This is a genomic window from Tsukamurella ocularis (genome assembly GCF_024807615.1).
GTDB lineage: Bacteria > Actinomycetota > Actinomycetes > Mycobacteriales > Mycobacteriaceae > Tsukamurella > Tsukamurella ocularis.
Genome location: NZ_JANUCJ010000003.1, coordinates 746683 through 770123, shown reverse-complemented (window position 1 = coordinate 770123; position 23441 = coordinate 746683). Strand labels below are relative to the sequence as shown.

The following is a 23441-nucleotide window of genomic DNA, read 5'->3' as shown; positions in this document are numbered from 1 at the left end:
GCTATATCGTCGCAGGCTGCAGCAAATCCTTTTCTGCCACCTCGCCCTTGTCCGACGATGCGTCACTCTGCCCCCGGTGCTTCGCCGCGCCGATCACGAGCAGGGCGTAGCCCACGACGATCCACGCGCCGAGGACCGCGAAGGCCGCGCCGGCCCCGGCGCCGACGAGTGAGCCGTCGGCGAAGAAGGCCGCGCTGCGCAGCGCGGTGCCCGTCGCGCCGATCGGCAGGCTCTGGCCGAGGATCGCCCAGATGTGCGGCAGGAACTCCGGTGGCATGGCGATGCCGGCCAGTGGCATCCCGACCAGCATGAACAGCAGTGCCGCAGGGCCGATGCCCTTCGTGCCGAGCAACGACACCAGTCCGGCCACCGTCGCGCCGATGGCGAGCATGCCCGCGCTCATCGCGAGCCACTGGCCCCAGAAGCCGCCGGGCAGTACGCCTATCCACATGGCCGCGCCCACGGCGGCGGCACCGATGACCGCCGCGCCCACGGGAAGGGCCACGGCGATGACCTTCGGATGGCCGCCGATCATCACGGTCGCCAACGCCAGCACCATCCCCGAGAGGAAGACCGGCATCACGATCGAGCCGAAGCCGGCGCCGCGTGGGTCGTCGGCGGAGAGCGGAGCCACCTCGACGGTCTGCACCTTCTGGCCCTGGGCCAGGGCCGTCGCCAGCTGCGTGATCATCGGCGCGACGGCGGGCGAGGCGCCGCTCGCGACGACGGCCTTGGTCTGCGATCCCGGGGCGGCGGGGCTCGCGGGCACGATGCCGCCGTAGACCTCGCGGTCCTTCGTGGCCTGCACCAGCGCGGCCTCGGACTCGTAGGAGTGCACGGCGAAGCCGCCGGGCTGCTGCGCATCGAGCCGCTGCTCGACCTGCTGCGCCGCGGCCGCCGGGCCCACGACGCCGATCGGCAGGTCGTGCGGCTTGCCGTGCGAGGCGGGGCCGGTGAACAGCAGGACGATCAGCGGGATGGCGATCGCCAGTCCGGCGAAGACCGCCGCGAGCTGAGCGTGGGACTTGCTCATGGTGGAGCACCTCCAGGTAATTCAACGTGTGATGAATCAGAGGGTACGACTGTGGCGACACAGAAGTCAACAGGTGTTGAAATCCTGTTAGGATCGGCGCATGGCGACAGGGAGACGGGCGGGCGTCAGCACCGCGAAGGCGGACATCCTCGAGGCGGCGCGCGAGCTCTTCGCCGAGGTGGGCTACGACCGCGCCACGATTCGCGCGATCGCCGCCCGCGCGGGCGTCGACGTGGCGCTGGTGTCGTACTACTACGGCAACAAGAAGGGCCTGTTCCGGGGCGTGATGAGCATGCCCGTCGATCCTGAGGAGATCTTCACCGCCGCGCTCGACGGCCCGCGTGAGGGCGTGGGGGAACGGCTCGTGCGAGCGGCGCTCACAGTCTGGGAGGGGCAGGAGACCTCCGACGCCTTCCGAGCGCTGCTGCGCGCCGCGGTGAACGCGGACGAGGGTGCGTCCAACACCTTCGGGGAGTTCCTGTCGTCGGTGATGATTCCGACGCTGACCAGGCACTCGGGGATCGGGATCGAGACGGCGCGCGTGGTCGCCAGCACGATGTTCGGGCTGGCGTTCATGCGGTACTTGATCGCCGCGCCACTGTTCGTTGAACCGGCGGCCGAGGAATTAGTGGCGACCTACGGCGCCGCGATCCAGCGCATCGTCGACGGCGCCGCGGGGTGATGCGGCGCGAAACCGGCCGAATTCGGGCCGACGATCGAAATACGTCGCCCCGAGCCGGGAATCGGCCGGTTTCTAGAGCCGGTCGCCTGGCGCGGGCAGGATCTCGGTCGGCTCGATGACCTCGGCAGCCGGAGCGGATGCCGCCGGAGTCGGGGTTGCGGGCCCCTGTGGGTCCTCGTCGTCGCCGAGGTTGTGGAACGCGCGGCCCAGCTCCTCGGAGACGTTGATGATCCGCGCCTTCTTGATCTCCGGCTTGTCGATCTCCTCGGCGACGTACTGCGCGATGAACCGCCGGATCTCCGAATCGACGCTGGCGACGACGCGCACGATGGATCCGCGGATGGTGCGCGACTCGACGTCGACCCAGACGTCCTTGGGTCTCGGCGGGTCGACCTCGATGCGCAATTCCAGCGGCGCTGCGGCGCGCACTGTGAGCGGGAGTGTGATGAGGCCGGCCACGTCGTAGCGAATCCGGTCGACCTTGAGGTCGATCAGCAGGCCGATGCGCAGCGGGATCTTCACCGTGAAGGTGATGAGCTCGCCCACCTGGCGGGTGAGCTGCGGCTCATCGATCTCCACCTGCGCCCACACCTTGGCCATCCCACCGGGGCCCGACGGGATCGGGCCCACGGTGAAATCGCCGCCGGCGATGTCGGCGAACGCCGAGCCCACACGCTCCTCGTTCACGGCGATCTCGAAGAACCGCCGCCCGAACTCCTCGTAAGTCACGTACTCAGGCACGCGTACATCCTGCCGCAGAAGCGATAGCCGTTCGTGGAGCTTCGATCACTTCCGTCCACCGGGGCGCTTGGCGCCCGCCGCGATCCCAAACCCCTTGGCCTTCGCCGCACCCTCCGTGGTCACCGTGCGGTCGCTGTCGCCCGACGGTGCCTTCGGCTGGTCAGTGACGGTTTCCGGGGCCGACTGTGCCGCCTCCGGAGCGGCGGCGGGGGTCTCGGCCGGAACATCGACTGTGGGCTCCGGTGTGACCGGCATCTCAGTCGTCGCCGGTGCCGAATCCGTCACAGCCGCTGGTTTCGGTGCACTCGGCTTCGTGGCGCCGGGCCGCCGCGCGCCCGCGGCGATCCCGAAGCCGGCCGACTTGGACTCGCCCGCGGTCGTGAGCGTGCGGTCCTCCGCCGGGGCCGACGGTGCGGCAGTAGCCGGCGCCTCGGCTGCCGGAGCAGCAGGTGCCTCGGCTGCGGGAGCAGCGGGTGCCTCGGTGGATGCAGCAGGGGCTTCGGCCGCCGGAGCCGCGGCTGCGGGCTTGGGCGCGCCCGGCTTCTTCGCACCGGGGCGTCGGGCGCCCGCGGCGATGCCGAAACCGGCGGCCTTGGACTCGCCTGCCGTGGCCATCGTGCGGTCCTCGGCGGGAGCGGCGTCGGCGGCAGGAGCCTCCGCCGCTGTCGCGGCGGGCGCCTCGGCCGCGGGTGCTGCCGGTGCAGCCGCCGCGGGCTTGGGCGCACCGGGCTTCTTCGCACCCGGTCGCTTGGCGCCGCCGGCCAGGCCGAGGCCGACCGCGGGCTTCGCGGGCGCGGCGGGTGCCGCCGGTGCTTCGGCCGTCGGAGCGGCCTCAGCGGCGGGCGCAGCTGGAGCCGCGCCGCCTGGCTTCTTGGCGCCCGGTCGCTTGGCGCCGCCGGCCAGGCCGAGGCCGACCGCGGGCTTCGCAGGTGCGGCGGGTGCCGCCGGTGCCTCTGTCGCGGGGGCGGCGTCGGCCGCGGGAGCCGCTGCGGGCTTGGGCGCGCCCGGCTTCTTCGGTCCACCGGGGCGCTTGCCGCCGCCGGCCAGGCCGAGGCCCACCGTCGGCTTCGCGTCCTTCTTCTCCGCGGGTGCCGGCGGTGCGGCAGCGGTCGCGGCGGCAGCCGGAGCAGCGGCCGGGGCCGCGGCAGGCGCCTCGGCGAGGGCGGTGGCACCGTCGGACACCTTGCGGTTGGGGTTGCCGACGACGATGCCCTCGGGGAGGCCCCGTCGGACGGACTCGAGGAGCATTTGCGCGACATCGACGACCTCGGGGGCCGGGGCGTCGGACTCGGCGGTCTGCGCGGTCACGCCGTCGGAGAGCATCACGCGGCAGAACGGGCAGCCGGTGGCGATCTTCTTCGGGGTGGCCTCGGGCGAGCTCGACAGGGTGTTCAGGGCCTCGTCGACGCGGTCGATGTTGATGCGCTTGCCGAGCTGCTCCTCCATCCACATGCGCGCGCCGCCGGCGCCACAGCACATGGACCGCTCGAGGTGCCGCGGCATCTCCTTGAGCGTGGCGCCCGAGGCGCCGATCAGCTCGCGCGGGGCCTCGTAGACCTGGTTGTGGCGGCCCAGGTAGCAGGGATCGTGGTAGGTCACGTCCTCCGACGGAGGCGCGACGGGCACGAGGCGCTTCTCACGGACCAGCTTGTTGAGCAGCTGCGTGTGGTGGACAACCTCGTAGTCGCCGCCGACCTGCGGGTACTCGTTGCCGAGCGCGTTGAAGCAGTGAGCACAGGTCACGACGATCTTGCGCTGCTTCGCGGGCAGGCCGTCGAAGACCTCGTCGAGCTGCTCGATGTTCTGCTGCGCGAGCATCTGGAACAAGAACTCGTTGCCCGCGCGGCGAGCGGAGTCGCCGGTACAGGTCTCGCCCTGGCCCAGGACCAAGAAGTTCACGGCGGCCACGTCGAGGAGCTCGGCGACGGCCTTGGTGGTCTTCTTGGCGCGGTCCTCGAAGGCGCCGGCGCAGCCGACCCAGAAGAGGTACTCGAAGCCGTCGAAGCTTTCGACGTCCTGGCCGTAGACCGGAATGTCGATGTCCATCTCGTCGATCCAGGCGGTGCGCTGGCTCGAGGCCTGCCCCCAGGGGTTGCCCTTGTTCTCGAGATTCTTGAACAGGCCGGCCAGCTCGTGCGGGAACTCCGACTCGATGAGCACCTGGTAACGGCGCATGTCGACGATGTGGTCGACATGCTCGATGTCAACGGGGCACTGCTCGACGCACGCACCACAGGTGGTGCAGGACCAGAGGACCTCGGGGTCGATGACGCCGCCCAGGGCGCCGTCCTCACCCGCGGGGCCGACGAGGGCGCGTTCGGCCTCCGCGCGGGCCGCGGCGGGGATCTTCTCCAGCTTGGCCTCGTCGGGGTTGCCCTCGGCGTCGACCAGTCCGGTCTGCTCGCCCGACGGGTCCGTGCGGCCGCCGGCCAGGAGGTACGGCGCCTTGGCGTAGCCGTGATCGCGCAGGCCCATGATCAGCAGCTTGGGGCTCAGCGGCTTGCCGGTGTTCCAGGCGGGGCACTGGCTCTGGCAGCGACCGCACTCGGTGCAGGTCGTGAAGTCCAGCCAGCCCTTCCAGGAGAAGTCCTCGATCTTGCCGGCGCCGAGGTTGTCGACGTCGGGATCGGTGTTCTCCATGGTGAGGACCTTGCCGTTGGAGAGCATCGGCTTGGCGGCACCCAGCGCGCGGCGGCTGCCCAGCTCGCGCTTGAAGTAGATGTTGAAGAAGGCCGAGAAGCGGTGCCACGCGACGCCCCAGGTGAGGTTGCTGCCCACCAGGATGAGGAACATGACGCCCGACATCAGCTTGATGAAGGCGAAGATCGTGACCATCGTCGGGCTCGCGGGGAGTAGCTCGGCGACGTGGCGGGTGAAGAAGTCGGTGACGGGGCTGGACTCGCCGGTCATGGCGATCTTGCCCGCCTTGACCATGATCATGCCGAGGCCCTCGAACAGGACGATGGCCTCGATCGTGTACGCGGGCAGGAACTTGCTGCCCGAGAAGCGGGAGAACAGTGCGGGGTTGCGCGGGTGCTTGACCTGGCGCACCACGATGAGCACGAGGATGCCGAGGAAGGTGGCGATGCCGAGCAGTTCGTCCAGCAGGTGGTAGAACGGCCAGGAGCCGATGACCGGCCAGTGGAACGACGGGTCGAAGCTCTGCGGCAGTGCCTCGAACCACAGGATCATGCCGGCGAGGAAGCCGACCATGACGAACCAGTGGGCGATGCCCACGGTGCGGTTCTTGATCATCTTGGTGTGGGCGAGGAACTCGACCACGACCTCCGCGGCGCGGGGGATGAAGGGCAGCCAGCGGTCCTTGGCGGACTGGCCCTGGGCGATGATCCGCACCATGCGGAATGCGCCGCGGAAGAAGATCGCCCAGGCGACGACGAAGGCGACTGCGCCGATCGTGCCGAGGGTGATGTTCAGCGGGGTGATGTCGGACTCGGCGGCGGCCAAATACGTCTGGTCCACGTCGTGCACCTTTCTGCCTCGCGGGCTGGTAACCACCGATATTACTCGTGAGTAACATAGATGCGAAACCACTGCGTCTGGTTTAACGGTAGAACGCGGATATATGTCGTCCAGCGCGAAGGTTCACCTAACTCGCTGCTCGGTAAGGTGTGCTCATGAGTTCAGCCGTCCGTGTGCGCCGAAATCCCGTCGCACGTGCACATTCAATGGTGACCGGGCTCACAGGCGCGGGGCCTCTGTACCCGCCGGAGACGGCGCCGCCCGCCCCTGTCGCGATCGCCTTTGGGGCGTCGGTACGCGGCGGCCGCCCGGGCTCCTTCGTCGAGGGGCGGCTGGAGGCGTCGCTGCAGCTCCTGCGGCTGCGGAAGGTCGAGAAGATCCTGGTCTCCGGCAACGCAGGCGGCACGTCCGGCGACGAGATCGCCGTCATGACGGGCTGGCTCCGCGACCGGGGCGTGCCGGAATCGGCCCTGCTCACCGACGGTGCCGGGCTCGACACCTACCTCGCGTGCCGTCGAGCTCGCGACGAGTTCGGGGTCGAGCGCGTCCTGCTCGTCTCCCAGTTCTTCCATGCCCGACGGGCCGCCGCCCTCGCCCGTCATCTCGGCCTCGATGCCGACGCCGTCCGCGCTTCCTGCGGGTGCACGCGTCGCGCCTGGATTCGTAACCTCGCCCGCGAGTACGTCCTGTCGCGCCCCAAGGCGGCGTTGGACATCGCGCGCCGACGCTGAGCGCGCTCAGGGCTGCGTGTCGATCCATTCCAGGTACGCGCTGCCGGCGACCGGCTGAGACCGATAGGTGCCGAGATAGGTGTATGCGCCCACGTAGCCGCGGCCGTGCCCGTACCGGAGCTCGCTGTCGACGGAGCCGTCGATCGTCAGGACCTCGTCGTCGCCGTCCCGGACGGTCCACTTCAGCAGGACCGGCACCGTCATCGCGCGGCCCCGGTCGTCGACGAGCTCGCGCGTCTCGACCACGTCCATCCGGACGTCGTCGTAGACCTCGGCCGGCTCGCCGACGCGACGGACGTGGGCGAGGCGGCATGCGATGTGGCCGCGGGCGCGGACGTCCGTGAGCAGGATCTGCGTGGGGGGGTCGACGTCGATGATCTGGTAGGTGAAGAAGTCGATCGGCAGCTTGAGCGCTGAGGGCATCGCGCGGCGGGTGAGCGCCTGGTGGCTGCGGATGCGGGCGTACTCGAAGGTGCCGACGCCCTCGACGGGATCGCCGTCGACGGTGCCGGTGTACGGCGCGGTGAGGCTGAGGTGGTCGTAGATCGGGGTCTTGACGAAGTACGAGACCTGATCGGACACCGAGAGTTCCAGGTCGACGTCGAAGCCCGGGTAGCGGCCGCGCACCGTAACGCGGGGCAGGTCCACGTCGATGGCGAGTTCGTCGCCCCAGCGCAGCTCGGAACCATCTGCGGCGAAACGGCATTCGCTCGACGCATCGTAGGCGCGGTAGAAGTGCTGGTCGGCGTAGGCGGTCGAGGAGAGCACCGTCGTCGTGTTCCGTGCATCCGCCGCCGAGAGATGATCCTGGTCGAAGAGTTCCGCGCCCGCCGCGCCGATCAGCGTCATCGTGTTCACGTACCGGTACGGCTCCGGCAGATCGGGCACGAAGACGCCGTAGTGCGTGGTGGACCATACCTTCGACGTGGCGTGCGGCCGCAGGATCTCCGGCTGGTCGAAGGGGCGACGGGAGGCCTCGATCCGTCGATCCAACAGGGGCAGTGCCCCGTCGACGACGGCGCGGGACAGCAGGGTCGAAATCATGTGGCTCATGGCTTCTCCGGTTCGGGGGAGGGGGACGGCGCGGGGACTGACCAGGCCGCGAGAATGCGAGTGGCGCTCGCCGAGACCTCGGCGGCGGACAGCTCGGGGTTCAAGCGCCACCACTGCATGACACCGGAGATCATCGACTCCCAGACGAGGACGGCGGCAGTCTGATCTCGGGGATCGGTGAGGCCGGCGGCACGCACCACGCCGGCGACGGCGGAGGAGGACTGCTCGCGCAGGCGGTGTCGCTGTCCGCGTGCCACGACCCGGCCGTCCCCGTCGGGCACCGATCGGTCGTAGAGCAGTGCCCAGTACCCGATGCGGCCCTCCAGGGAGGTGACGATGCCGGTGAGCACCCGGACGGCGGCGCGGTTGAACAATGAACCGGGTAGCGCGTCGGGGTCTGGCTGCGCGAAGGCATCGCGCACCGCGTCGAAGACGAGGGGCCCGGCCTTCTGTACGCAGGCGATGTACAGCTTCTCCTTGGAGCCGAAGTAGGCCAGCACCAGGGCCTTCGAGACCCCTGCGCGCTCGGCGACGGCCGTGACCTGCGCCCCGGCATAGCCATGGGTGCCGAACTCAGCAGCAGCGGCTTCGAGGATCTCCGCGGCCCGCACCTCACGCGGCACGCCGCGGGTGCCCGAGCGCGGACGAGTCGACTCGCGTGTCACCGTGGCACTCCGTTCACACCGTCCATCGTCGGGATCGCTCACCGAGCGGTCACGCTCGTGCCGTCGCGGCGGGCGCTGTCGGGAACGTCCCACGGGGCCGGGCGGAGGGTGTACTCGGCGGGGTCGAATCGGTCGGTCCGTTGTCGGTATTCGCGAACCGTACCGGGCCAATTCGACACGACGCGACCCGATCCAGCGACGTACCAGCTGTCGCAGCGGGACCACACGCTGGTCGAGAGCCTGCGCTGCAGGGCGTCGTCGTATGCGGCCTCGACCTCGGGCAGGACCTCGGCGGCGGCACCGTCGGGAATCGAGGCTAGGGCCTTCCGGATGTAGCGCGCCTGGCACTCGAGCATCGCGACGATCGACCCTGATCCGAGGTTGGTGTTGGGCCCATACATGAGGAACATGTTGGGGAAGCCGGGGACCGCGATGCCCAGGTGGGCGCGCGGACCGTCGGCCCATGCGACGCTGAGTTCCGTTCCGCCCGTTCCGCGGATCGATATGTGATCGAGGAAGGTGCCGGCGGCGAAGCCAGTGCCGTGGACGATGACGTCGGTCCCACGTTGCACCCCATCGGCCGTGGTGATCGAGGTAGCACCCACCCGCGCGATGCGGTCGGTGACCAGCTCCACGTTCGGCCGACGAAGCGCCGGGATGTAGCTGTTGGAGAACAGGACCCGCTTGCATCCGAGTGGGTGCTCGGGCCGAATGGTGCGGTACAGCTCGGCGTCGCCGGCTTGCGCCCGCATGAAGGCGAGGCAGGCGAGTTCGAGGGCGCGGGCCACCGGCGGCGCGTAATGCAGTGCGGCTGTGAACCCCTCGGTCACGCCCTGCCACAGCAGTCGCTGGGCGCGGAGGGTGACGGGTGCGCGGCGAGCGAGGATCGCGTGCATGCGTGTGAGCCGGGAGTCGGGGCGCGGCAGTATGTGCGGGGCGGACCGCTGGTAGACGGTGACCGACCGCGCGACCCGCGCGATCTCGGGCACGATCTGGATACTGCTGGCGCCTGTGCCGATCACCGCGACCTTCTTGCCGGCGAGGTCGATCGACTCGTCCCACTGCGCGGAATGGAAGGCGGCGCCGGTGAATCCGTCGTGTCCGGGCAGGTCGGCGAGAATCGGGGTGGAGAGCTGTCCGACGGCCGGCACCAGAAAGTCGGCGTCGAGCTCGGCGACGACGTCCTGGTCCACACCGTCGTCGAGGCGAACCTTCCAGCGGTGGGACTCGTCGTCGAAGCGCGCCTCGCGGACCGTGACACCGAACCGGATCCGCTCGTACAGGCCGTACTTGTCGGCGTTGTCGCGGAGGTATCCCAGGATCTCCGCCTGCGGGGCGTAGCGCCGGCTCCAGCGCGGGTTGGGGGAGTATGAGAGCGAGTAGTACGCGGACGGAACGTCGCACGCGGCGCCCGGGTAGGCGTTCTCCCGCCAGACGCCGCCCACGTCGGGGCCGCGCTCGAGGACGGTCACGTCGTGGCCGCCGCGGAGCAGTTCGATCGCGGCGGCGATGCCCGAGAAGCCGGCTCCGATGACGAGGACAGAGGCCATGTCCCGTTCCTTCCTGATGTGACTGCTGGGTCATATAAACACGGATTGACCTTCTGGTCAATTGCCTCCTTGCATGGCTAACAGTGTTCGCCTACGGTGAAGGTAACAGCGTTAGCCAAGGAGGAAGAATGAAGTGGACCCTGTCCGTCGTCGCCGTGATCGTGCTGGTGTTGGGGCTCGCCGTGGTGATGTATCGCGAGCGCACCGTCGAGCGCGCGATCGAGATCGAGGCGCCGCCGGAGGCAGTGTGGCGCGTCCTCGTCGACGTCGCCGCCTACCCGCAGTGGAACCCTTTCGTCATCCGTGCCGCCGCGCCCGACGGGCTCGAGGCCGGGCGACGGCTCGACGTGCGCATCCGCAACGAGGGGTCGGAGATGGGCTTCACGCCCGAGGTGCTGGCCGTCGACCCGTACCGCGAGCTGCGCTGGATCGGCCGCGTGCTGGTGCCCGGGCTGCTCGACGGCGAGCACTCCTTCCATCTGGAGGCCACGGAGCGCGGGACGTGCTTCACGCAGCGCGAGCGCTTCCGCGGCGTGCTCGTGCCGGTTGCAGGCTCGTCGATCGACGTCAGGACAGGCTTCGACGCCATGAACGCCGCGTTGCGGGTCCGCGTGCTGGCTACGATCGCCCGGTGAACCCCGACGAGCCGGATCCGATGCGGACCGCGACGCCCCGCGCACGGGAGATCGTCGCCGCGGCACGCGTGCTGCTCGAGCGCGAGGGGTGGGAGCGGGTGACCATGCGTGACCTCGCCGACGAGATCGGCATCCGGGCGCCGTCGCTCTACAAGCACTTCGCGAATAAGGACGCCGTCAAGTCCGCGCTCGTCGCGGTTGCCCTCGCCGAGTCGGGCGCAGCGCTGCGGCCCGTCTCCGATGTGGCGGGGCTGCTGCGGGATTACCGCGCCGTCGCGCGCGCCAACCCGAACCTGTACCGGCTCGCCACCGTCGGGCCGCTCGACCGGGAGGCGCTGCCGGACGGGCTGGAGGAGTGGTCGGGGAGTCCGTTCTTCGAGGTCACTGGCGCGGCGCACGCGGCGCAGGCGCTCTGGGCGGCGGCGCACGGAATGGCGATCCTGGAGATCGACGGCCGATTCCCCACCGGTAGTGCGCCCGACGAGACCTGGGACGAACTGGCCCGCCGGTTCAGGTGAAAAATCGACGTCTCCGAGGCGGTTTCGCGTGCGAAGACGGGCCCTGGGCGCGAAATGGTGTCGAAGTTTCACCGCGGCCGGGCGTAGGGTGGGGCCCATGAACCGAGGAGGAGTGTCCGGCGCCCTGCGCCACGGCAGATGATCCCGCCCCGCAGCCGATCCACCGGACCGGCTGCGCAGCTCTGCCCATACACTCCCCCCTCCCCGGCACTCCGAGCCCGGGAGCAACAGAAACGGTTCACTCATGGATCCCGTATCCCAGCAGCAGGTCCTCGACGCTTTCCGAGGCGCCACGAAGAGCGAGGTCAAGCGACTCACGTTCCCGCCGGACTTCGACGAAATCGATTTCGACGCCCTCGAATTCGTCGGCTGGCGCGACAGGAAGATTCCACGTCGTGCCTACGTCAGCGTGCCCACGCCCGATGGGCTGGTCACCCTCCTGCTCACCCAGGCCGACGCCAAGCCCTCGGCGAAGGCCATGTGCACCTGGTGCCGCGACGTCACCATCTCGAGCCGGGCGGTCCTGTACTCGGTGCGACGGGGCGGATCGGCCGGCCGCAAGGGCGATACCCTAGGCGTCCTCGTGTGCGAGGACTTCCGTTGCGCCGCCAACGCGCGCAAGCTGCCTCCCGCCTTCCACAAGGGCACTGATGTGGAGCAGATCCGCGAGCAGAACCTCGCCGATCTGCGGCGCCGGGTGACCGGCTTCGTCGTCGAGGTGCTCAGTACCGAGGACTGATCACTTGTACTTCGGCTTGCCGTAGTTGGGGTTGTTTCCCGTGGGGATCGCGATGGTGATCGGCCGGAAGCCGCCCAGGTAGACCAGCTCGAACGTGTTCGCGATCTGGTCCATCTGGTGGTACAGCTCGGGCGGGAGGGCGGCTTGCGTGAGTCCGCCCTCCCGGATCGCGACATAGGTGGGCCACGCCACCGTGAGCAGGCCCTGGTACAGCGGCTGCGGAGGCAGCTGCATCCAGTCGGTCAGCTTGTCGCCGAGGGAGTAGCGGGTGAACGCCTCGATCGCGGGGCGCGAGACGATCCGCGCGTCGAGGTCGCGACCCAGGTCCACGAGCATGTTCGCGATCTTGACCCCCTCCGGGGTCGGCCCCATGATCGAGTCGAGGTCCTTCTGCGCCTGCCGCTCTGCTTGGTCCCAGCTCGACGGGATGTACTCGTCGCGAATACCCAGCATGTGCCCGTTGACCTGCCATGAGTGCAGCAGCCCGTCGATCTCGTCCTGCGGGAGGTGGACGCCCCAGTTCCGCATGATGCGCATGCCCATAGTGGCGAGGGTGTGCCAGGTGACCATCATGTCGGCCTGGGAGATGGGCTTGGGCTGGTCGGCGCCCTTCGTCCAGTGCGGCGACTGCGGAAGGAGGTGCCGGACTGCGCCGTGCGTGAGGCGGACCTTCACCGCGGTCGTTGCGGCGCGACCGCTGGGGCCGTACGCGCCGACGGCGATCTGGTCGTACACCAGGCGGTAGGTCTTGGCGATGCGGTCCTTCATGTCGGCGCCGCCCGCGGACCAGTACACGGCCCGGGACTCGCGCGGAATGACGGACATCATGATGCCGCCACAGAGCCCGATGATCGTGGAGAGGTAGAAGCTGCGGGTGGTGTATTCATCAGGCGCGGGTCGAGCCAGTCCGGGAGCTTCCGGGCCTCTTCGATGAAGTCCCGCACGTCCGCCGGTACGCCGGCCGGCACGGGCTGGGAGTTCGTTTCCCACTGGGCAAGGGCGCGGTTGGTCCGCTCGACGTCGCCGCGTTCGAGTACCGACTTCATGAGCGCATCACACTGAGGGTCCCACGTCGTGGCGGAGTCGGGGGTGCCCGCTGTGCGCATGCCGGGATCTGCCGAGGCGAGCCCGGTGCCCAGCGTCCCAGCGAGTGCGGCCACCCCGGCGCCCGCCGCTCCCATGCCCGCGACGCGGAGCGCGTCCCGCCTCGTGATGCCGTCCTGGATCGCGATCCTGCCCACGCCACTCCCTCTCGCCTGTGGTCCCGGCGAAGAGTAGCGAGCAAAGTATTGCTATTGCAACATGAAGCTGTCAGTCTTTGGCCTGGGGCAGCTTCGCGCCCTTGGGCGATACCCGCCCGGCCGACGGTGGCGGCACCATCGGACCCACGTCGCCGTCAGGGGCGGTGTCCAGGTCGAGGATGACGGGCGCGTGGTCCGACGGGCCCTTCCCTTTGCGGGCCTGCCGGTCGATCCATGCCGCCGCGGCGCGATCGGCCACGTCGCCGCTGGCCAGGATGAGATCGATGCGCATGCCGAGGTTCTTGTTGAACATGCCGGCGCGGTAATCCCAGTACGAGAACACCTGCTCGTCCGGCCAGTGGTCGCGGACCACGTCGTGCAGTCCGGCGTCCGCGAGCGCAGCCAGGGCGGCGCGTTCAGGCGCGGTGACGTGGGTGTGGCCCGTGAAGGCGGCAGGATCGAAGACATCGGCGTCGGTGGGCGCGATGTTCATGTCGCCGCAGACCAGTTGGGGGACGGTGTCGGCCCTCACCTGTGCGACGAGAGCGGCGAGCCACTCGAGCTTGTAGGTGTAGTGGTCGGAATCGATCTCGCGGCCGTTCGGCGTGTAGAGCGAGTGCACGCGGATCCCGTTGCAGACGCCCGAGATCGCGCGGCCCTCGACCGCCCCGTCGAACGCGGGAGCGCCGGGAATGCCGACGACCACGTCCTCCAGGCCGACCTTGGACAGGAGCGCCGAGCCGTTCCACTGCGGCTGCCCGGCGGTGGAGAACTCGTAGCCGCGCTCCTCGAGATCGGGGCCGACGAGGGTGGCGAAAGCGTCGTCGGTCAGCTTGAGTTCCTGCAGGCAGACGACATCCGGCCGGCGCGAGTCCAGCCACTCCAGCAGTCTGCCGTGCCGCTGCTTGACCGAGTTCACATTCCAGGTGGCGACGCGCATGCAACCCACCGTATCGGGGTGCCCTGACACGTCCCGAGGGGCGGTCGGGAGACTGGAGGCATGGATCCGAGTGAGCGGTACAGCCGCGCCGCCGTCGCGGCCTCCGCGGTGGTGATCCGCGACTACTCCACGTCGTTCTCCCTCGCGGCGCGTCTCATGCCGCGCCGCGTGCGGGGTCACGTCACGTCGATCTACGGGCTGGTGCGGGTCGCCGACGAGATCGTCGACGGTGCCTGTCCGACCGACCCGCGGGCGCACCTCGACGCGCTCGAAGGAGCTGTCGAGCGCGCGATCGTCGAAGGCTTCAGTGCGAACCTCGTGGTGCACGCCTTCGCGAGCACCGCCCGCGCGACGGGCTTCGGGACGGAGCTGACCAGGCCCTTCTTCGCCTCCATGCGCGCGGACCTGACGCCCGCCCCGCACACAGCGGAGTCCCTCGCCGAGTACATCCACGGCTCCGCCGAGGTCGTCGGGCTCATGTGCCTGCGCGCCTACCTGGTGGGGGTCGCACCGTCGGACTACGAGCACCTCGCGCCCGACGCCCTGCGGCTCGGCGCCGCGTTCCAGAAGGTCAACTTCCTCCGCGACCTCACCGACGACGAGCTCCGCCTCGGCCGCGCCTACCTGCCCGAACTCACGCAGCGCGCCTACGACGAGGCGCTCGACGCCGCAGCCGCCGACCTCGTGGCCGGGCGCGCCGGCATCGCGCAGCTCCCGCGCGATGTCCAACGCGGTGTCCGCGTCGCCGCCGACCTCTACGGGGAGCTCCTGCGCCGCCTCCGCGCCGCCGGGCTCGACGGTGCGCGGTCCGGTCGCGTCCGCGTCCCCGCCGCCGCTAAAGCTGCTGTGATCGCCCGCGCGCTCTCGGGTCCGCGATGAGCCGGTAGTCGATCACCGGAGCAATGTGTGCCCCGCATGACCATTCTCGAGGGGCACCCCGCGGCGGCGTCGGTGATCTACTGCGATGCGGCCTTCGGCAGCTCCGCCACGGGATTCCGCTGCAGGAACGACGTGATCAGCGCCGCGAACTCGCGCGTGCACTCGAGCTGCGGCATGTGGCCCACGCCCGGAATGAGGTGTGTCTCCGCGTGCGGGATCAGCGACCGCGCGGCCTCGAGATGCGTGGGCGGGAGCACCTTGTCGCGCGCACCCCACAGCACCATCGTGGGCCGCGGGGTTCGAGCGATGGTGCGGTGCAGCTCGTCGCGCCAGTCCCGGCGCACGCCGCCGAGCACGGAGCCGAGTTCGTCCGCGGTCTTCCACGCGGTGAGGCCGGCGTCCGTCTCGCGGGCGATGGCCATCGCGTGGTCGATCCGCGCGCGGGTGGCGTAGGACTTGTCGGCGAAGATCAGTCGCTCCTGGACGATCGCACCCGGGCGACTGGGGGTGGTTGCGATCAGCTTGCCCAGCACGGGAACCCCGAGCAGGCGCAGCAGAGGCGTGACCTCCTTGCCGAAGCCGGCGGGATCCACCAGTGTCATCGACGCGACCAGCTCTGGGTGCCGGGCGAGCAGCGTCATCGTCACCGCGCCGCCCAGCGAGTTGCCCGCGACGTGCACGGGGCCCGAGACGTTCAGCGCGGCCAGCGTCTCCGCGACCCCGTCGGCGAGCGCGGCGAGGCCGGCACCGTCGGGGTGGGGAGCGGACCAGCCGTACCCGGCGAGGTCGGGCGCGATGAGCCGGAACTCCCCGTCCAAGGCTTCGAAAGTCGGGTCCCAGTCCTCCAGGCTCCGCGTGATGCCATGCAGCAGAACCAGAGTGGGCAGAGAGGCGTCGCCCGACTCGCGGACCCGCACCCAGCGGCCGCGCACCGGGATGCTGCGGATCACCGGTTCGCCTCGACCCACTCGAAGGTCGCGTCGGCCAGCGGGCCGGGGTTCTGTGCCACCACCCAGTGCCCGCCGGGCACCGAGACGTGTCGCGACTTCGGCGACTTCTCCAGGCCGGCCAGCTGCAGCGGCGGCGTCACGAACAGGTCTCCCTCGGGCGTGATCACCTGCACGGGCACCGACGTGGTGGCGTCCGCCGGCTTGAGGAACGGGCCGGGCATGTTGGCGCGGTACAGGTTCAGGCCGTTGGTGAAATCGCGGTCGCTGCGCGTGTACCCATCGGCGACTTTGCCGCCGGTCCCGCGCTTCTCCAGCGTCTCGATGAGCTTTTGGCCCCAACCGCGCTTGTAGGTGGCGTCGGCCAGCCCGGGGATGAGGAAGAACGGGATGTACGTCGAGCCCGCTGCCTGGCGCAGTCGGGCCGGCAGGTCTTTCGCGCTGCGGACGCCCTGCAGGTACTCGCCGGCGTGGTTCAGGTTCGGTCCGGACACCGACGTGTACGAGGCGGTCTTGTCCGCGACCGCGGGATCGACCACGGCGTGCCAGCCCTGGATCGAGCCCCAGTCGTGGCCGATGAGGTGCAGCTTCGAGCGGTCGCCGCTGACCTCGCGCACCGCGTCGATGACCCGCGAGATGTCCGAGATCAGGCGGTCGAACCGGTACCCGGCCTTGCCGGCCGGAGCCTCCGAGTCGCCCGCGCCGCGCACGTCGAAGGTGTAGACGTTCGCGCGGCCGTCGAGGGCCGCGGCGACGCCGTCCCACACGTGGTGGTTGTCGGGGTAGCCGTGGATCGCGAGCACCGTCGGGCGCGCCGCGTCGTGGGTGCCGTAGCGGAAGCCCGCCAGGGTGAGGCCGTCGGACGTGGTCACGTCGAAGCGGTGCTGATCGGTCATGGTGTGCGCCTTACAGATCGATGGTCAGGTGGTCGCCGGCCGCGCGAGACACGCAGGTCAGCATCTGACCCTGCTCCCGCTCGTAGGGCGTCAGGGTCTTGTCCCGGTGGTCGACGGCGCCCTCGGTCACCGTCATCCGGCAGGTGCCGCAGAAACCCTGCTTACAGGAGTATGGGGCGTCTGGCTTGGCCTTGAGGATCGCGGCCAGCAGCGTCTCGTCGGCGGCCACGTCCAGGGTCTGTCCGGATTGGGCCAGGGTGGCGGTGAAGGGCTTGCCGTTCACCACGGGCGGCGCGGAGAAGCGCTCGTAATGCAGTTCGACGTCGGTGCGGCCGATCAGGCCCACGCGCAACGATTCGAGCATCGGGATCGGGCCGCAGGCGTACAGCGCCGTCGGGCCCGGGGTCTCGCCGATGAGCGTCTCGGCGGTGGGGATGCCGTGCTCGTCGTCGGTGCGGATCTCGACCTTGTCGCCGAACCGCTCCACCTCGGCGATGAACGGGATGGTGTCGGTGGAGCGGCCGGAGTAGAGCATCGACCAGCTCAGGCCCAGGCGCTCTGCGGCGATCATCATCGGCAGGATCGGCGTGATGCCGATACCGCCGGCGACGAAGCGCAGATGCTCGGCGGAGGAGCCGTGGCCGGGTACGGCCATCGGCATGCCGTTGCGGGGGCCTTTGACGGTCACCGTCGAACCGACCTGCAGGGTCTCGTGCACCTCGACGGAACCGCCTCCGCCGCCGGGGATCCGGCGCACGGCGATGCGGTAGGTGTCGGAGTCCGCAGGGTCGCCGCACAGCGAGTATTCGCGCATGCGGCCTGAGGGCAGCAGCAGATCGAGATGCGCGCCGGGCGTCCAGCGGGGGAGCGGGGAGTCGTCCGCAGAGACGAAGGTCAGGGCGACGACGTCCTTGTCGTGCGCGACGATCTCGCGCGAGACCACCCGCAGGTCCCGGCTGGTGCTGGGTTCGGCCAGGTGCCGCGGCTTCATCAGGTGCGCGAACGCCGGGATCGTCACGCCGAAGAAGGCGTTGGCGAAGCGCAGCAGCGGATCCCGCTTCCACCGACCGTACAGGTGCGGGGGGATCTCCGTGACGGGCTCGCCCCAGGGACGGAAGACCGACGGTGCCTTGCGCTCGCCCGTCATCCGTTCGCCGCCCGGGCGGCCGGCGACTTCGCGAGGTACGCGACGGCCTGCGCGGTCGACCCGATCGACGCGGGGTCGAAGCTCGGCTTGAAATAGATGAGCGTGAACTTCACGACGTCCCGCAGCTTCGGCAGGATGTTCTTGCGGGAGCCCTTGAGGTACTCCCACCACAGGCGCGGGTAGGAGTAGCTGAAGTTCGGATCCTTGCGCAGCATGTAGCCCGACGTGCGGTGCAGCGCGAGGATGAGGAAGACGATGCCCACGATCATCGCGCGGCAGCGGTGGAAGTAGCTCGGGTCGAAGTAGTTCGCCACGTCATGCGCGACGGAGCGGTGCTCGACCTCCTCGGCGCCGTGCCAGCGACAGATGTCGGCCATCGTCGGGTCGACGTTGTAGTCGTCCCACGCATTGTTGAGCGCGAAGACGCCGAGGATCGCGGTGTAGTGCTCGACCGCGGCGATCAGCCAGAGCCGCTGCACCATGTCGTTGTACTGGGCGCGGTCCGAGTGGTAGGTCCGCGGCGCGAGGATCCTGCGGAAGATGTACTCGAACTGCCGGGCCACGGGCTGGGTGTCGATGCCGCAGCGCTGCAGGTACTCGGACAGCGCGCGATCGTGCGACTCGGCGTGCATGGCCTCCTGGCCGATGAAGCCGCGCATCGTACGGGCGAGGTTCTCGTCCTTCACGAAGGGCAGCGCCTCGGTGTAGACCTCGCAGAACCAGCGCTCGCCCTCGGGGAGCACGGAGTGCAGGATGCTGCTGATGATGTCGCTGGCCACGGGCTCGCCGGGGATCCACTCGAGTGGCACGTTCTCCCAGTCGAACTCCACGTTCCGGGCGTGGATCTCGACCTCTGCGGGCTCGTGCTGCTGGGCCGATGTGCGCGAACTCATCGTCCGACTCCTTCCACGTGGGTGTCTTGACATTCAACACCCTGATGTCCAGTGAGCGCTACCGGCTGTGAGAGCACTCGGCACGGAATCTATCACTTTCGGGCGGCTGGGCCGAAGCTCTTGCGGGCCGTATGTGACGGCGGTAACGTACAACTCGATGGTTGTAGATGAACTCGCATCGGACGAAGCGGACCGCCTCTTCCACGCCCTCGCGGATCGCACCCGGCGCGACATCGTCGTCCGGGTGATTGGGCGGGAGTGCTCCGTCTCGGAGCTCGCCCGCGGCTACGAGATGAGCTTCGCGGCGGTGCAGAAGCACGTGGCGGTGCTGGAGAAGGCCGGCCTGGTCGTCAAGACCCGGCGGGGCCGCGAGGTCCTGGTCGGCCCGGACGTCGAGACCATCGCGCGCGGCACCCGCATGCTGCGCGGATACGAGGACCTGTGGCGGGGACGAGTGGCGCGCATGGACGCGCTGCTCGACCCCCCGAACGATTGAGGAGTTCCATCATGCCCGTGCTCACCACCGGAGCCGATCGCGAGGCGCTCACCTTCACTCTGGAGGCCGAGTTCGCCGCCTCCCCGGAGCGGGTCTGGCAGCTCTGGGAGGATCCCCGGCTGCTGGAGAAGTGGTGGGGCCCGCCCGGATGGCCCGCTACCTTCGTCCGTCACGAGCTGCGGCCCGGCGGCGAGTCCCGTTACTACATGACCGGTCCGGACGGCACGAAGGCCAGCGGCTGGTTCTCGACGGTGTCCACCGACGCCCCGTCGACCTTCACCTTCCGCGACGGCTTCGCCGGTGAGGACGGCGAGCCCGTCGACCCCGAGGACCACTCCACGACCACCGTCGTCATCGCGCGCGACGGCGATGTCACGCACATGACCCTCACCGCCACGCACCGGTCACTCGAGCAGCTCGAGCAGGTTCTCGAGATGGGCATGGAAGAGGGCATGACCCAGGCGATGAACCAGATCGACGCCCTGCTCTAGGAATACGTCGTGAAATCGGGCGAATTCTGCGTCACGAGGCCGAATCTTCCCTCGTGATGGCGAATTCGGCCGGTTTCACGAGGAGCCGAGCGCCTGCGCGGCCAGTCGGCCGGAGATCAGCGCGGGGGGCACGCCGACGCCGGGGTGCGTCATCGACCCCGCGAGCACCGCGTTCGCGATCCCGGGGACCCGCTGCGGCCTGCGGAGCGGCCCCGTCTGGGTCAGGGTGTGCGCCGCGGCGAACGGGGTGCCCGCCGACATGCCCTGTCGTGCCCAGTCCGCCGGGGTGTCCACGTGGAGCACCTCCGCGCCGGTGATCCCGCGGTAGCCGCGGCCCTCCAGGGTTCGCAGCGCGTCGCGCACGTAGTCGGCGCCGATCGTGTCCCAGTCCAGCGGCGCCGATTCCACGTTCGGGCAGGGCGCCAGCACGCTCACCGGTCCGGGCTCGCCCGTCGTGACCGACGGCCGCGTGATGAGGAACGACGGGTCGCTCATGAGCCGCCCGCGGCCCCGCGTCGCGGTGATCTCCGCGAATGTCTGCTCCCACGCGGCGCCGAAGTCCAGCGTGTGGTGCGCCTGCGTCGGCCAGTGGTCCTGCAGGTCCAGATCCACGTCGAGGTGCGCGACCACCGCCGACGGCGACAGCCGCACCTTGCGCGGCGCCCGCCCGCCCAGCGGCGCGATGAGCCGGTCGGTGATCGGAGCGTCGGCGGTGAGCACCACCCCGTCGAACCCGAGCTGCCGCACACCGGCGTCCGAGCGTGCCCGGAGCCCGGTCGCGAGCCCGCGTCGGCCATCGAGGCCGATCACCTCGTGTCCGAGGAGGACGGTGCCGCCGGCGCGCTCGACCTGCTCGGCCATGACGGAGGCGACGTGCCCCATGCCGGCCCGCGGGTACCAGACGCCGCGACCCACGTCCATGTGCGAGATCACGGCGTACACCGCCCGTGCTGCCGACGGCGCGACGCCCGCGTACAGCGCCTGGAAGGTGAGCATGCGGCGGGCGCGGGGGTCGTGAACGCGGCGGTCCACCTGATGCTGCATCGAGCGCAGCGCACCCAGCTTTACCAGTCGCCCCAGGGCGGCGAGGTCGCGCGGATTCGCGTACGAGCTCCACGCGGCGTCGCCGCCGATGAACCGTTCGTAGGCGGCGTCGAACATCGCCTCCTGCCAGCGCATGTGTTCGTCCACCGCGAGGTCGTCCGGGACGTGCAGGACACTCGGCGGTAGTCCGTCGAGCGCGGGGAAGCGGCCCGCGTAGGCGGGCGTGACGGGGAGCAGGTCCAGCTCGTTCTCGGCATCGAATCGGTCCAGTCCGCCTGCGGCGAGGGCGTCGAAGACGAGCTCCGGCATGGTGAGCACGCTCGCGCCCGGATCGACGAGGTGCCCGCGGATGCGCTCCGTCCCCGCGCGTCCGCCGACCTGCGCCGACCGCTCGATCACGGTGACCTCGTGACCCGCCCCGAGTAGGTGCAGCGCCGCCGACAGCCCGGACAGTCCCGCCCCGATGATTCCGATGTGCACGGGACGATTCTAGAAAGGCCAGACAGCAATATATTGCAATGTATGCATATGTGACATACGCTCAGGCCATGAGCGCAGAACACGACCACGAATCCGGCCACTCGGCGCGGTGGGAGATCGGCTTCGCCATCGCCTCGGGCGTCACCTACACCGCGGGCATGATCGCCGAGTACGCACTGAAGCTGCCCGACGTCGGCACCGCCCTCTTCCTCGCCACGTACTTCTTCGGCGGCTTCTTCACCATCCGCTCCGCCATCAAGTCCACGCTGAACGGCAAGTTCGAGGTCGACTTCCTCATGCTGGTCGCGGCGATCGGCGCCGCCTCCATCGGGCGGTTCGCCGAGGGCGCGGTGCTGCTGTTCCTGTTCAGCCTCGGCCATGCACTCGAGGAGTTCGCGCTGGCCAGGGCCTCGAAGTCGATCGAGGCACTCGCCGGCCTCGCGCCCCGCACCGCTCTGGTGCACGTCGGCGGACCGTCGACCACGGCGGGCGAGTTCGTCGACCGGCAGGTGGAGGACGTCGCCGTCGGCGACCTCGTGCTGATCCGCCCCAACGCCCGCGTCAGCTCCGACGGCGTGGTCGTCGACGGCCGGTCCGCGATCGACCAGAGCGCCGTCACGGGCGAGTCGATGCCCGTCGAGAAGGAGCCCCTCGATCCGGCCCGCACCGGCCGCCTCGCCGACGAGAACAAGGTCTTCGCGGGCACCGTCAACGGCTCCGGCGCGCTCGTCGTGCAGGTCACGGCGCTGGCGAAGGACTCCACGCTGAGCAAGGTCGTCGAGCTCGTCGCGTCCACCGACCAGGCCAAGTCGCCCACGCAGCGCTTCCTCGACAGGTTCCAGCGGATCTACGTGCCCGCCGTGATCGCGTTCGTCATCGGAGTCTTCCTGGTCGGCTACTTCGCTCTCGGCAATCCCTTCGACGACGCCTTCTACCTCGCGATGGCCGTGCTCGTCGCCGCGAGCCCCTGCGCGCTGGCGCTGGCCACCCCTTCAGCCGTGCTCGCCGGTGTCGCCCGCGCGGCCCGCGCCGGCGTGCTCGTCAAGGGCGGCGCCCCGCTCGAGACGCTGGGACGCGTTACGTCGATCGCCTTCGACAAGACAGGCACGCTCACCTGGGGCGAGCCGCGGGTCACCGACACCGTCGCCGCGCCCGGCGTCGAGCTCGACGAGCTGCTCGCGACCACCCTCGCCGTCGAGAAGCTCTCCGACCACCCCCTCGCCGCTGCGGTCGCAGAGGCCGTCGCGGCCCGCACGTCGACGGTGCTCACTGCCTCCGACCTGCAGTCCGTCACCGGCCGCGGCGTCCGCGCGAGCATCGGCGGCGAGAACGTGGAGATCGGCAACGAGCGCCTGTTCACCGACATGGACGTCTCGCTCGAACCCGTCGCCGCGGAGGTCGCGCGTCTGCAGGCCGCCGGCCGCACCCTGATGATCGTGCGCCGCGGCGGCCGCTTCCTCGGCGTGATCGGCGTGATGGACACTCCGCGCCGGGAGGCCGGACAGGTGCTCGACCGGCTGCGCGAGTCCGGGATGACCGACATCGTGATGATCTCCGGCGACCACCAGCAGGTGGCGGAGGCCGTGGGCCGCGAGGTGGGCGTCGACCGGGCGCTCGGCGGACTGCTGCCCGAGGACAAGGTCACCCAGGTCCGGGGCCTCTCCGGCGCCGGGACGGACGCCCGACGGTGCGCCATGGTCGGCGACGGCGTCAACGACGCCCCCGCGATGGCGCAGGCCGACGTGGGTATCGCGATGGGCGCCGCCGGCTCGGCGGTGGCGCTGGAGACCGCCGACGTCGCGTTGATGAGCGATGACCTGGGTCGCCTGCCCTTCGCGGTGCGGCTGAGCCGGCAGACGAGCCGGATCATCCGCCAGAACCTCATCGCCTCGCTCGGCATCGTCGTCTTCCTCGTGATCGTGACCTTCCTCGGCATGCCGATGGGGCCGGTGGTCTTCATCCATGAGGGCTCGACGCTCATCGTCGTGGCCAACGCGCTGCGGCTGCTGCGCTTCGAGGTGGGGCGGGAGCACGAAGGGGTCGAGCACGAGGCGCGCCCCGAACGCGAGCCTGTGGCGGCCTGAAATCCGCTGAGGGCGAACGCCGATGCCCGGCCGGAACAACCCGGCCGGGCATCGGCGTTGAGCGGGTCAGACTGAA

The 23441-nt window shown here is 69.9% G+C and carries 23 protein-coding genes; 9 read left to right on the top strand and 14 right to left on the bottom strand.

Annotation, left to right across the window (positions count from 1 at the left end; all coding sequences use genetic code 11):
- Position 1 precedes the first annotated feature (1 nt).
- Positions 2 to 1033 carry an ABC transporter permease gene (locus HNP44_RS15285; protein WP_259141865.1) on the bottom strand — a complete coding sequence of 344 codons (1032 nt, stop codon included), beginning with the start codon at positions 1031 to 1033 and terminating at the stop codon, positions 2 to 4.
- 100 nt (positions 1034 to 1133) lie between these two features.
- Here HNP44_RS15285 and HNP44_RS15280 point away from each other — a divergent pair, with 100 nt between their 5' ends.
- Complete coding sequence (locus tag HNP44_RS15280; protein WP_259141864.1) at positions 1134 to 1715, top strand: TetR/AcrR family transcriptional regulator; 582 nt, start codon at positions 1134 to 1136, stop codon at positions 1713 to 1715.
- Between the two features lie 72 nt (positions 1716 to 1787).
- On the opposite strand, the gene HNP44_RS15275 is transcribed toward HNP44_RS15280, so the two are convergent.
- Complete coding sequence (locus tag HNP44_RS15275; RefSeq protein ID WP_259141863.1) at positions 1788 to 2456, bottom strand: hypothetical protein; 669 nt, start codon at positions 2454 to 2456, stop codon at positions 1788 to 1790.
- A gap of 45 nt (positions 2457 to 2501) precedes the next feature.
- On the bottom strand, positions 2502 to 5900 hold the full coding sequence (locus HNP44_RS15270; RefSeq protein WP_374758794.1) for a (Fe-S)-binding protein: 3399 nt from the start codon (positions 5898 to 5900) through the stop codon (positions 2502 to 2504).
- A 245-nt stretch (positions 5901 to 6145) separates the two neighbouring features.
- Between HNP44_RS15270 and HNP44_RS15265 the strand changes: the two genes are divergently transcribed.
- Complete coding sequence (locus HNP44_RS15265) at positions 6146 to 6667, top strand: SanA/YdcF family protein (protein WP_259141860.1); 522 nt, start codon at positions 6146 to 6148, stop codon at positions 6665 to 6667.
- Positions 6668 to 6673: 6 nt separating this feature from the next.
- Here HNP44_RS15265 and HNP44_RS15260 read toward each other — a convergent pair whose 3' ends face one another.
- The 3 genes from HNP44_RS15260 to HNP44_RS15250 all read right to left on the bottom strand — a co-directional run bounded on the left by HNP44_RS15260 (position 6674) and on the right by HNP44_RS15250 (position 9935).
- Positions 6674 to 7720, bottom strand: a complete 1047-nt coding sequence (locus HNP44_RS15260; protein WP_259141859.1) for a DUF6670 family protein — start codon at positions 7718 to 7720, stop codon at positions 6674 to 6676.
- Entirely contained in the window at positions 7717 to 8343 is a 627-nt protein-coding gene (locus HNP44_RS15255) for a TetR/AcrR family transcriptional regulator (protein WP_310437693.1), read from the bottom strand. The genes HNP44_RS15260 and HNP44_RS15255 overlap by 4 nt, the downstream gene beginning before the upstream one ends.
- Positions 8344 to 8423: 80 nt before the next feature.
- Positions 8424 to 9935 carry a flavin-containing monooxygenase gene (locus HNP44_RS15250; RefSeq protein ID WP_259141857.1) on the bottom strand — a complete coding sequence of 504 codons (1512 nt, stop codon included), beginning with the start codon at positions 9933 to 9935 and terminating at the stop codon, positions 8424 to 8426.
- Between the two features lie 128 nt (positions 9936 to 10063).
- Here HNP44_RS15250 and HNP44_RS15245 point away from each other — a divergent pair, with 128 nt between their 5' ends.
- The 3 genes from HNP44_RS15245 (at position 10064) to HNP44_RS15235 (ending at position 11827) form a co-directional block, all read left to right on the top strand.
- Entirely contained in the window at positions 10064 to 10570 is a 507-nt protein-coding gene (locus HNP44_RS15245) for an SRPBCC domain-containing protein (protein ID WP_259141856.1), read from the top strand.
- The gene (locus HNP44_RS15240) at positions 10567 to 11088 is read left to right on the top strand and encodes a TetR/AcrR family transcriptional regulator (RefSeq protein WP_259141855.1); all 522 of its coding nucleotides are present in this window, start codon (positions 10567 to 10569) and stop codon (positions 11086 to 11088) included. Before HNP44_RS15245 ends, HNP44_RS15240 begins: the two co-directional genes overlap by 4 nt.
- Before the next feature lie 244 nt (positions 11089 to 11332).
- Positions 11333 to 11827, top strand: a complete 495-nt coding sequence (locus HNP44_RS15235) for an FBP domain-containing protein (RefSeq protein WP_259141854.1) — start codon at positions 11333 to 11335, stop codon at positions 11825 to 11827.
- On the opposite strand, the gene HNP44_RS15230 is transcribed toward HNP44_RS15235, so the two are convergent.
- The 3 genes from HNP44_RS15230 to HNP44_RS15220 form a co-directional block, all read right to left on the bottom strand.
- Positions 11828 to 12655 (bottom strand): oxygenase MpaB family protein, encoded by an 828-nt coding sequence (locus tag HNP44_RS15230; protein ID WP_259141853.1) that lies wholly within the window; start codon positions 12653 to 12655, stop codon positions 11828 to 11830. It abuts the gene before it with no gap.
- Positions 12652 to 13068 (bottom strand): hypothetical protein, encoded by a 417-nt coding sequence (locus HNP44_RS15225; protein WP_259141852.1) that lies wholly within the window; start codon positions 13066 to 13068, stop codon positions 12652 to 12654. Before HNP44_RS15225 ends, HNP44_RS15230 begins: the two co-directional genes overlap by 4 nt.
- A 70-nt stretch (positions 13069 to 13138) precedes the next feature.
- A complete protein-coding gene (locus HNP44_RS15220; protein ID WP_259141851.1) occupies positions 13139 to 14008 on the bottom strand; it encodes an exodeoxyribonuclease III in 870 nt (289 codons plus the stop codon).
- Positions 14009 to 14068: 60 nt separating this feature from the next.
- Between HNP44_RS15220 and HNP44_RS15215 the strand changes: the two genes are divergently transcribed.
- Positions 14069 to 14887, top strand: a complete 819-nt coding sequence (locus HNP44_RS15215; protein ID WP_259141850.1) for a phytoene/squalene synthase family protein — start codon at positions 14069 to 14071, stop codon at positions 14885 to 14887.
- A 77-nt stretch (positions 14888 to 14964) separates the two neighbouring features.
- Here HNP44_RS15215 and HNP44_RS15210 read toward each other — a convergent pair whose 3' ends face one another.
- The 4 genes from HNP44_RS15210 to HNP44_RS15195 are packed head-to-tail and all read right to left on the bottom strand — an operon-like array spanning position 14965 to position 18770.
- On the bottom strand, positions 14965 to 15837 hold the full coding sequence (locus tag HNP44_RS15210) for an alpha/beta fold hydrolase (RefSeq protein WP_259141849.1): 873 nt from the start codon (positions 15835 to 15837) through the stop codon (positions 14965 to 14967).
- Positions 15834 to 16730: an alpha/beta fold hydrolase gene (locus HNP44_RS15205; RefSeq protein ID WP_259141848.1), complete on the bottom strand. Its 897-nt coding sequence runs from the start codon at positions 16728 to 16730 to the stop codon at positions 15834 to 15836. Before HNP44_RS15205 ends, HNP44_RS15210 begins: the two co-directional genes overlap by 4 nt.
- A gap of 10 nt (positions 16731 to 16740) precedes the next feature.
- Positions 16741 to 17877: a PDR/VanB family oxidoreductase gene (locus HNP44_RS15200; RefSeq protein WP_259141847.1), complete on the bottom strand. Its 1137-nt coding sequence runs from the start codon at positions 17875 to 17877 to the stop codon at positions 16741 to 16743.
- Positions 17874 to 18770 (bottom strand): metal-dependent hydrolase, encoded by an 897-nt coding sequence (locus HNP44_RS15195; protein ID WP_259141846.1) that lies wholly within the window; start codon positions 18768 to 18770, stop codon positions 17874 to 17876. Before HNP44_RS15195 ends, HNP44_RS15200 begins: the two co-directional genes overlap by 4 nt.
- Positions 18771 to 18927: 157 nt before the next feature.
- Here HNP44_RS15195 and HNP44_RS15190 point away from each other — a divergent pair, with 157 nt between their 5' ends.
- Positions 18928 to 19266, top strand: a complete 339-nt coding sequence (locus HNP44_RS15190) for an ArsR/SmtB family transcription factor (RefSeq protein WP_259141845.1) — start codon at positions 18928 to 18930, stop codon at positions 19264 to 19266.
- A gap of 11 nt (positions 19267 to 19277) precedes the next feature.
- On the top strand, positions 19278 to 19757 hold the full coding sequence (locus HNP44_RS15185) for an SRPBCC family protein (protein ID WP_259141844.1): 480 nt from the start codon (positions 19278 to 19280) through the stop codon (positions 19755 to 19757).
- Between the two features lie 75 nt (positions 19758 to 19832).
- Here the strand turns inward: HNP44_RS15185 and crtI are convergent, their stop codons facing one another.
- On the bottom strand, positions 19833 to 21281 hold the full coding sequence (gene crtI / locus HNP44_RS15180; RefSeq protein WP_259141842.1) for a phytoene desaturase family protein: 1449 nt from the start codon (positions 21279 to 21281) through the stop codon (positions 19833 to 19835).
- Positions 21282 to 21349: 68 nt separating this feature from the next.
- Here crtI and HNP44_RS15175 point away from each other — a divergent pair, with 68 nt between their 5' ends.
- The gene (locus HNP44_RS15175) at positions 21350 to 23365 is read left to right on the top strand and encodes a heavy metal translocating P-type ATPase (protein ID WP_259141841.1); all 2016 of its coding nucleotides are present in this window, start codon (positions 21350 to 21352) and stop codon (positions 23363 to 23365) included.
- The last annotated feature ends 76 nt before the right edge of the window (positions 23366 to 23441 follow it).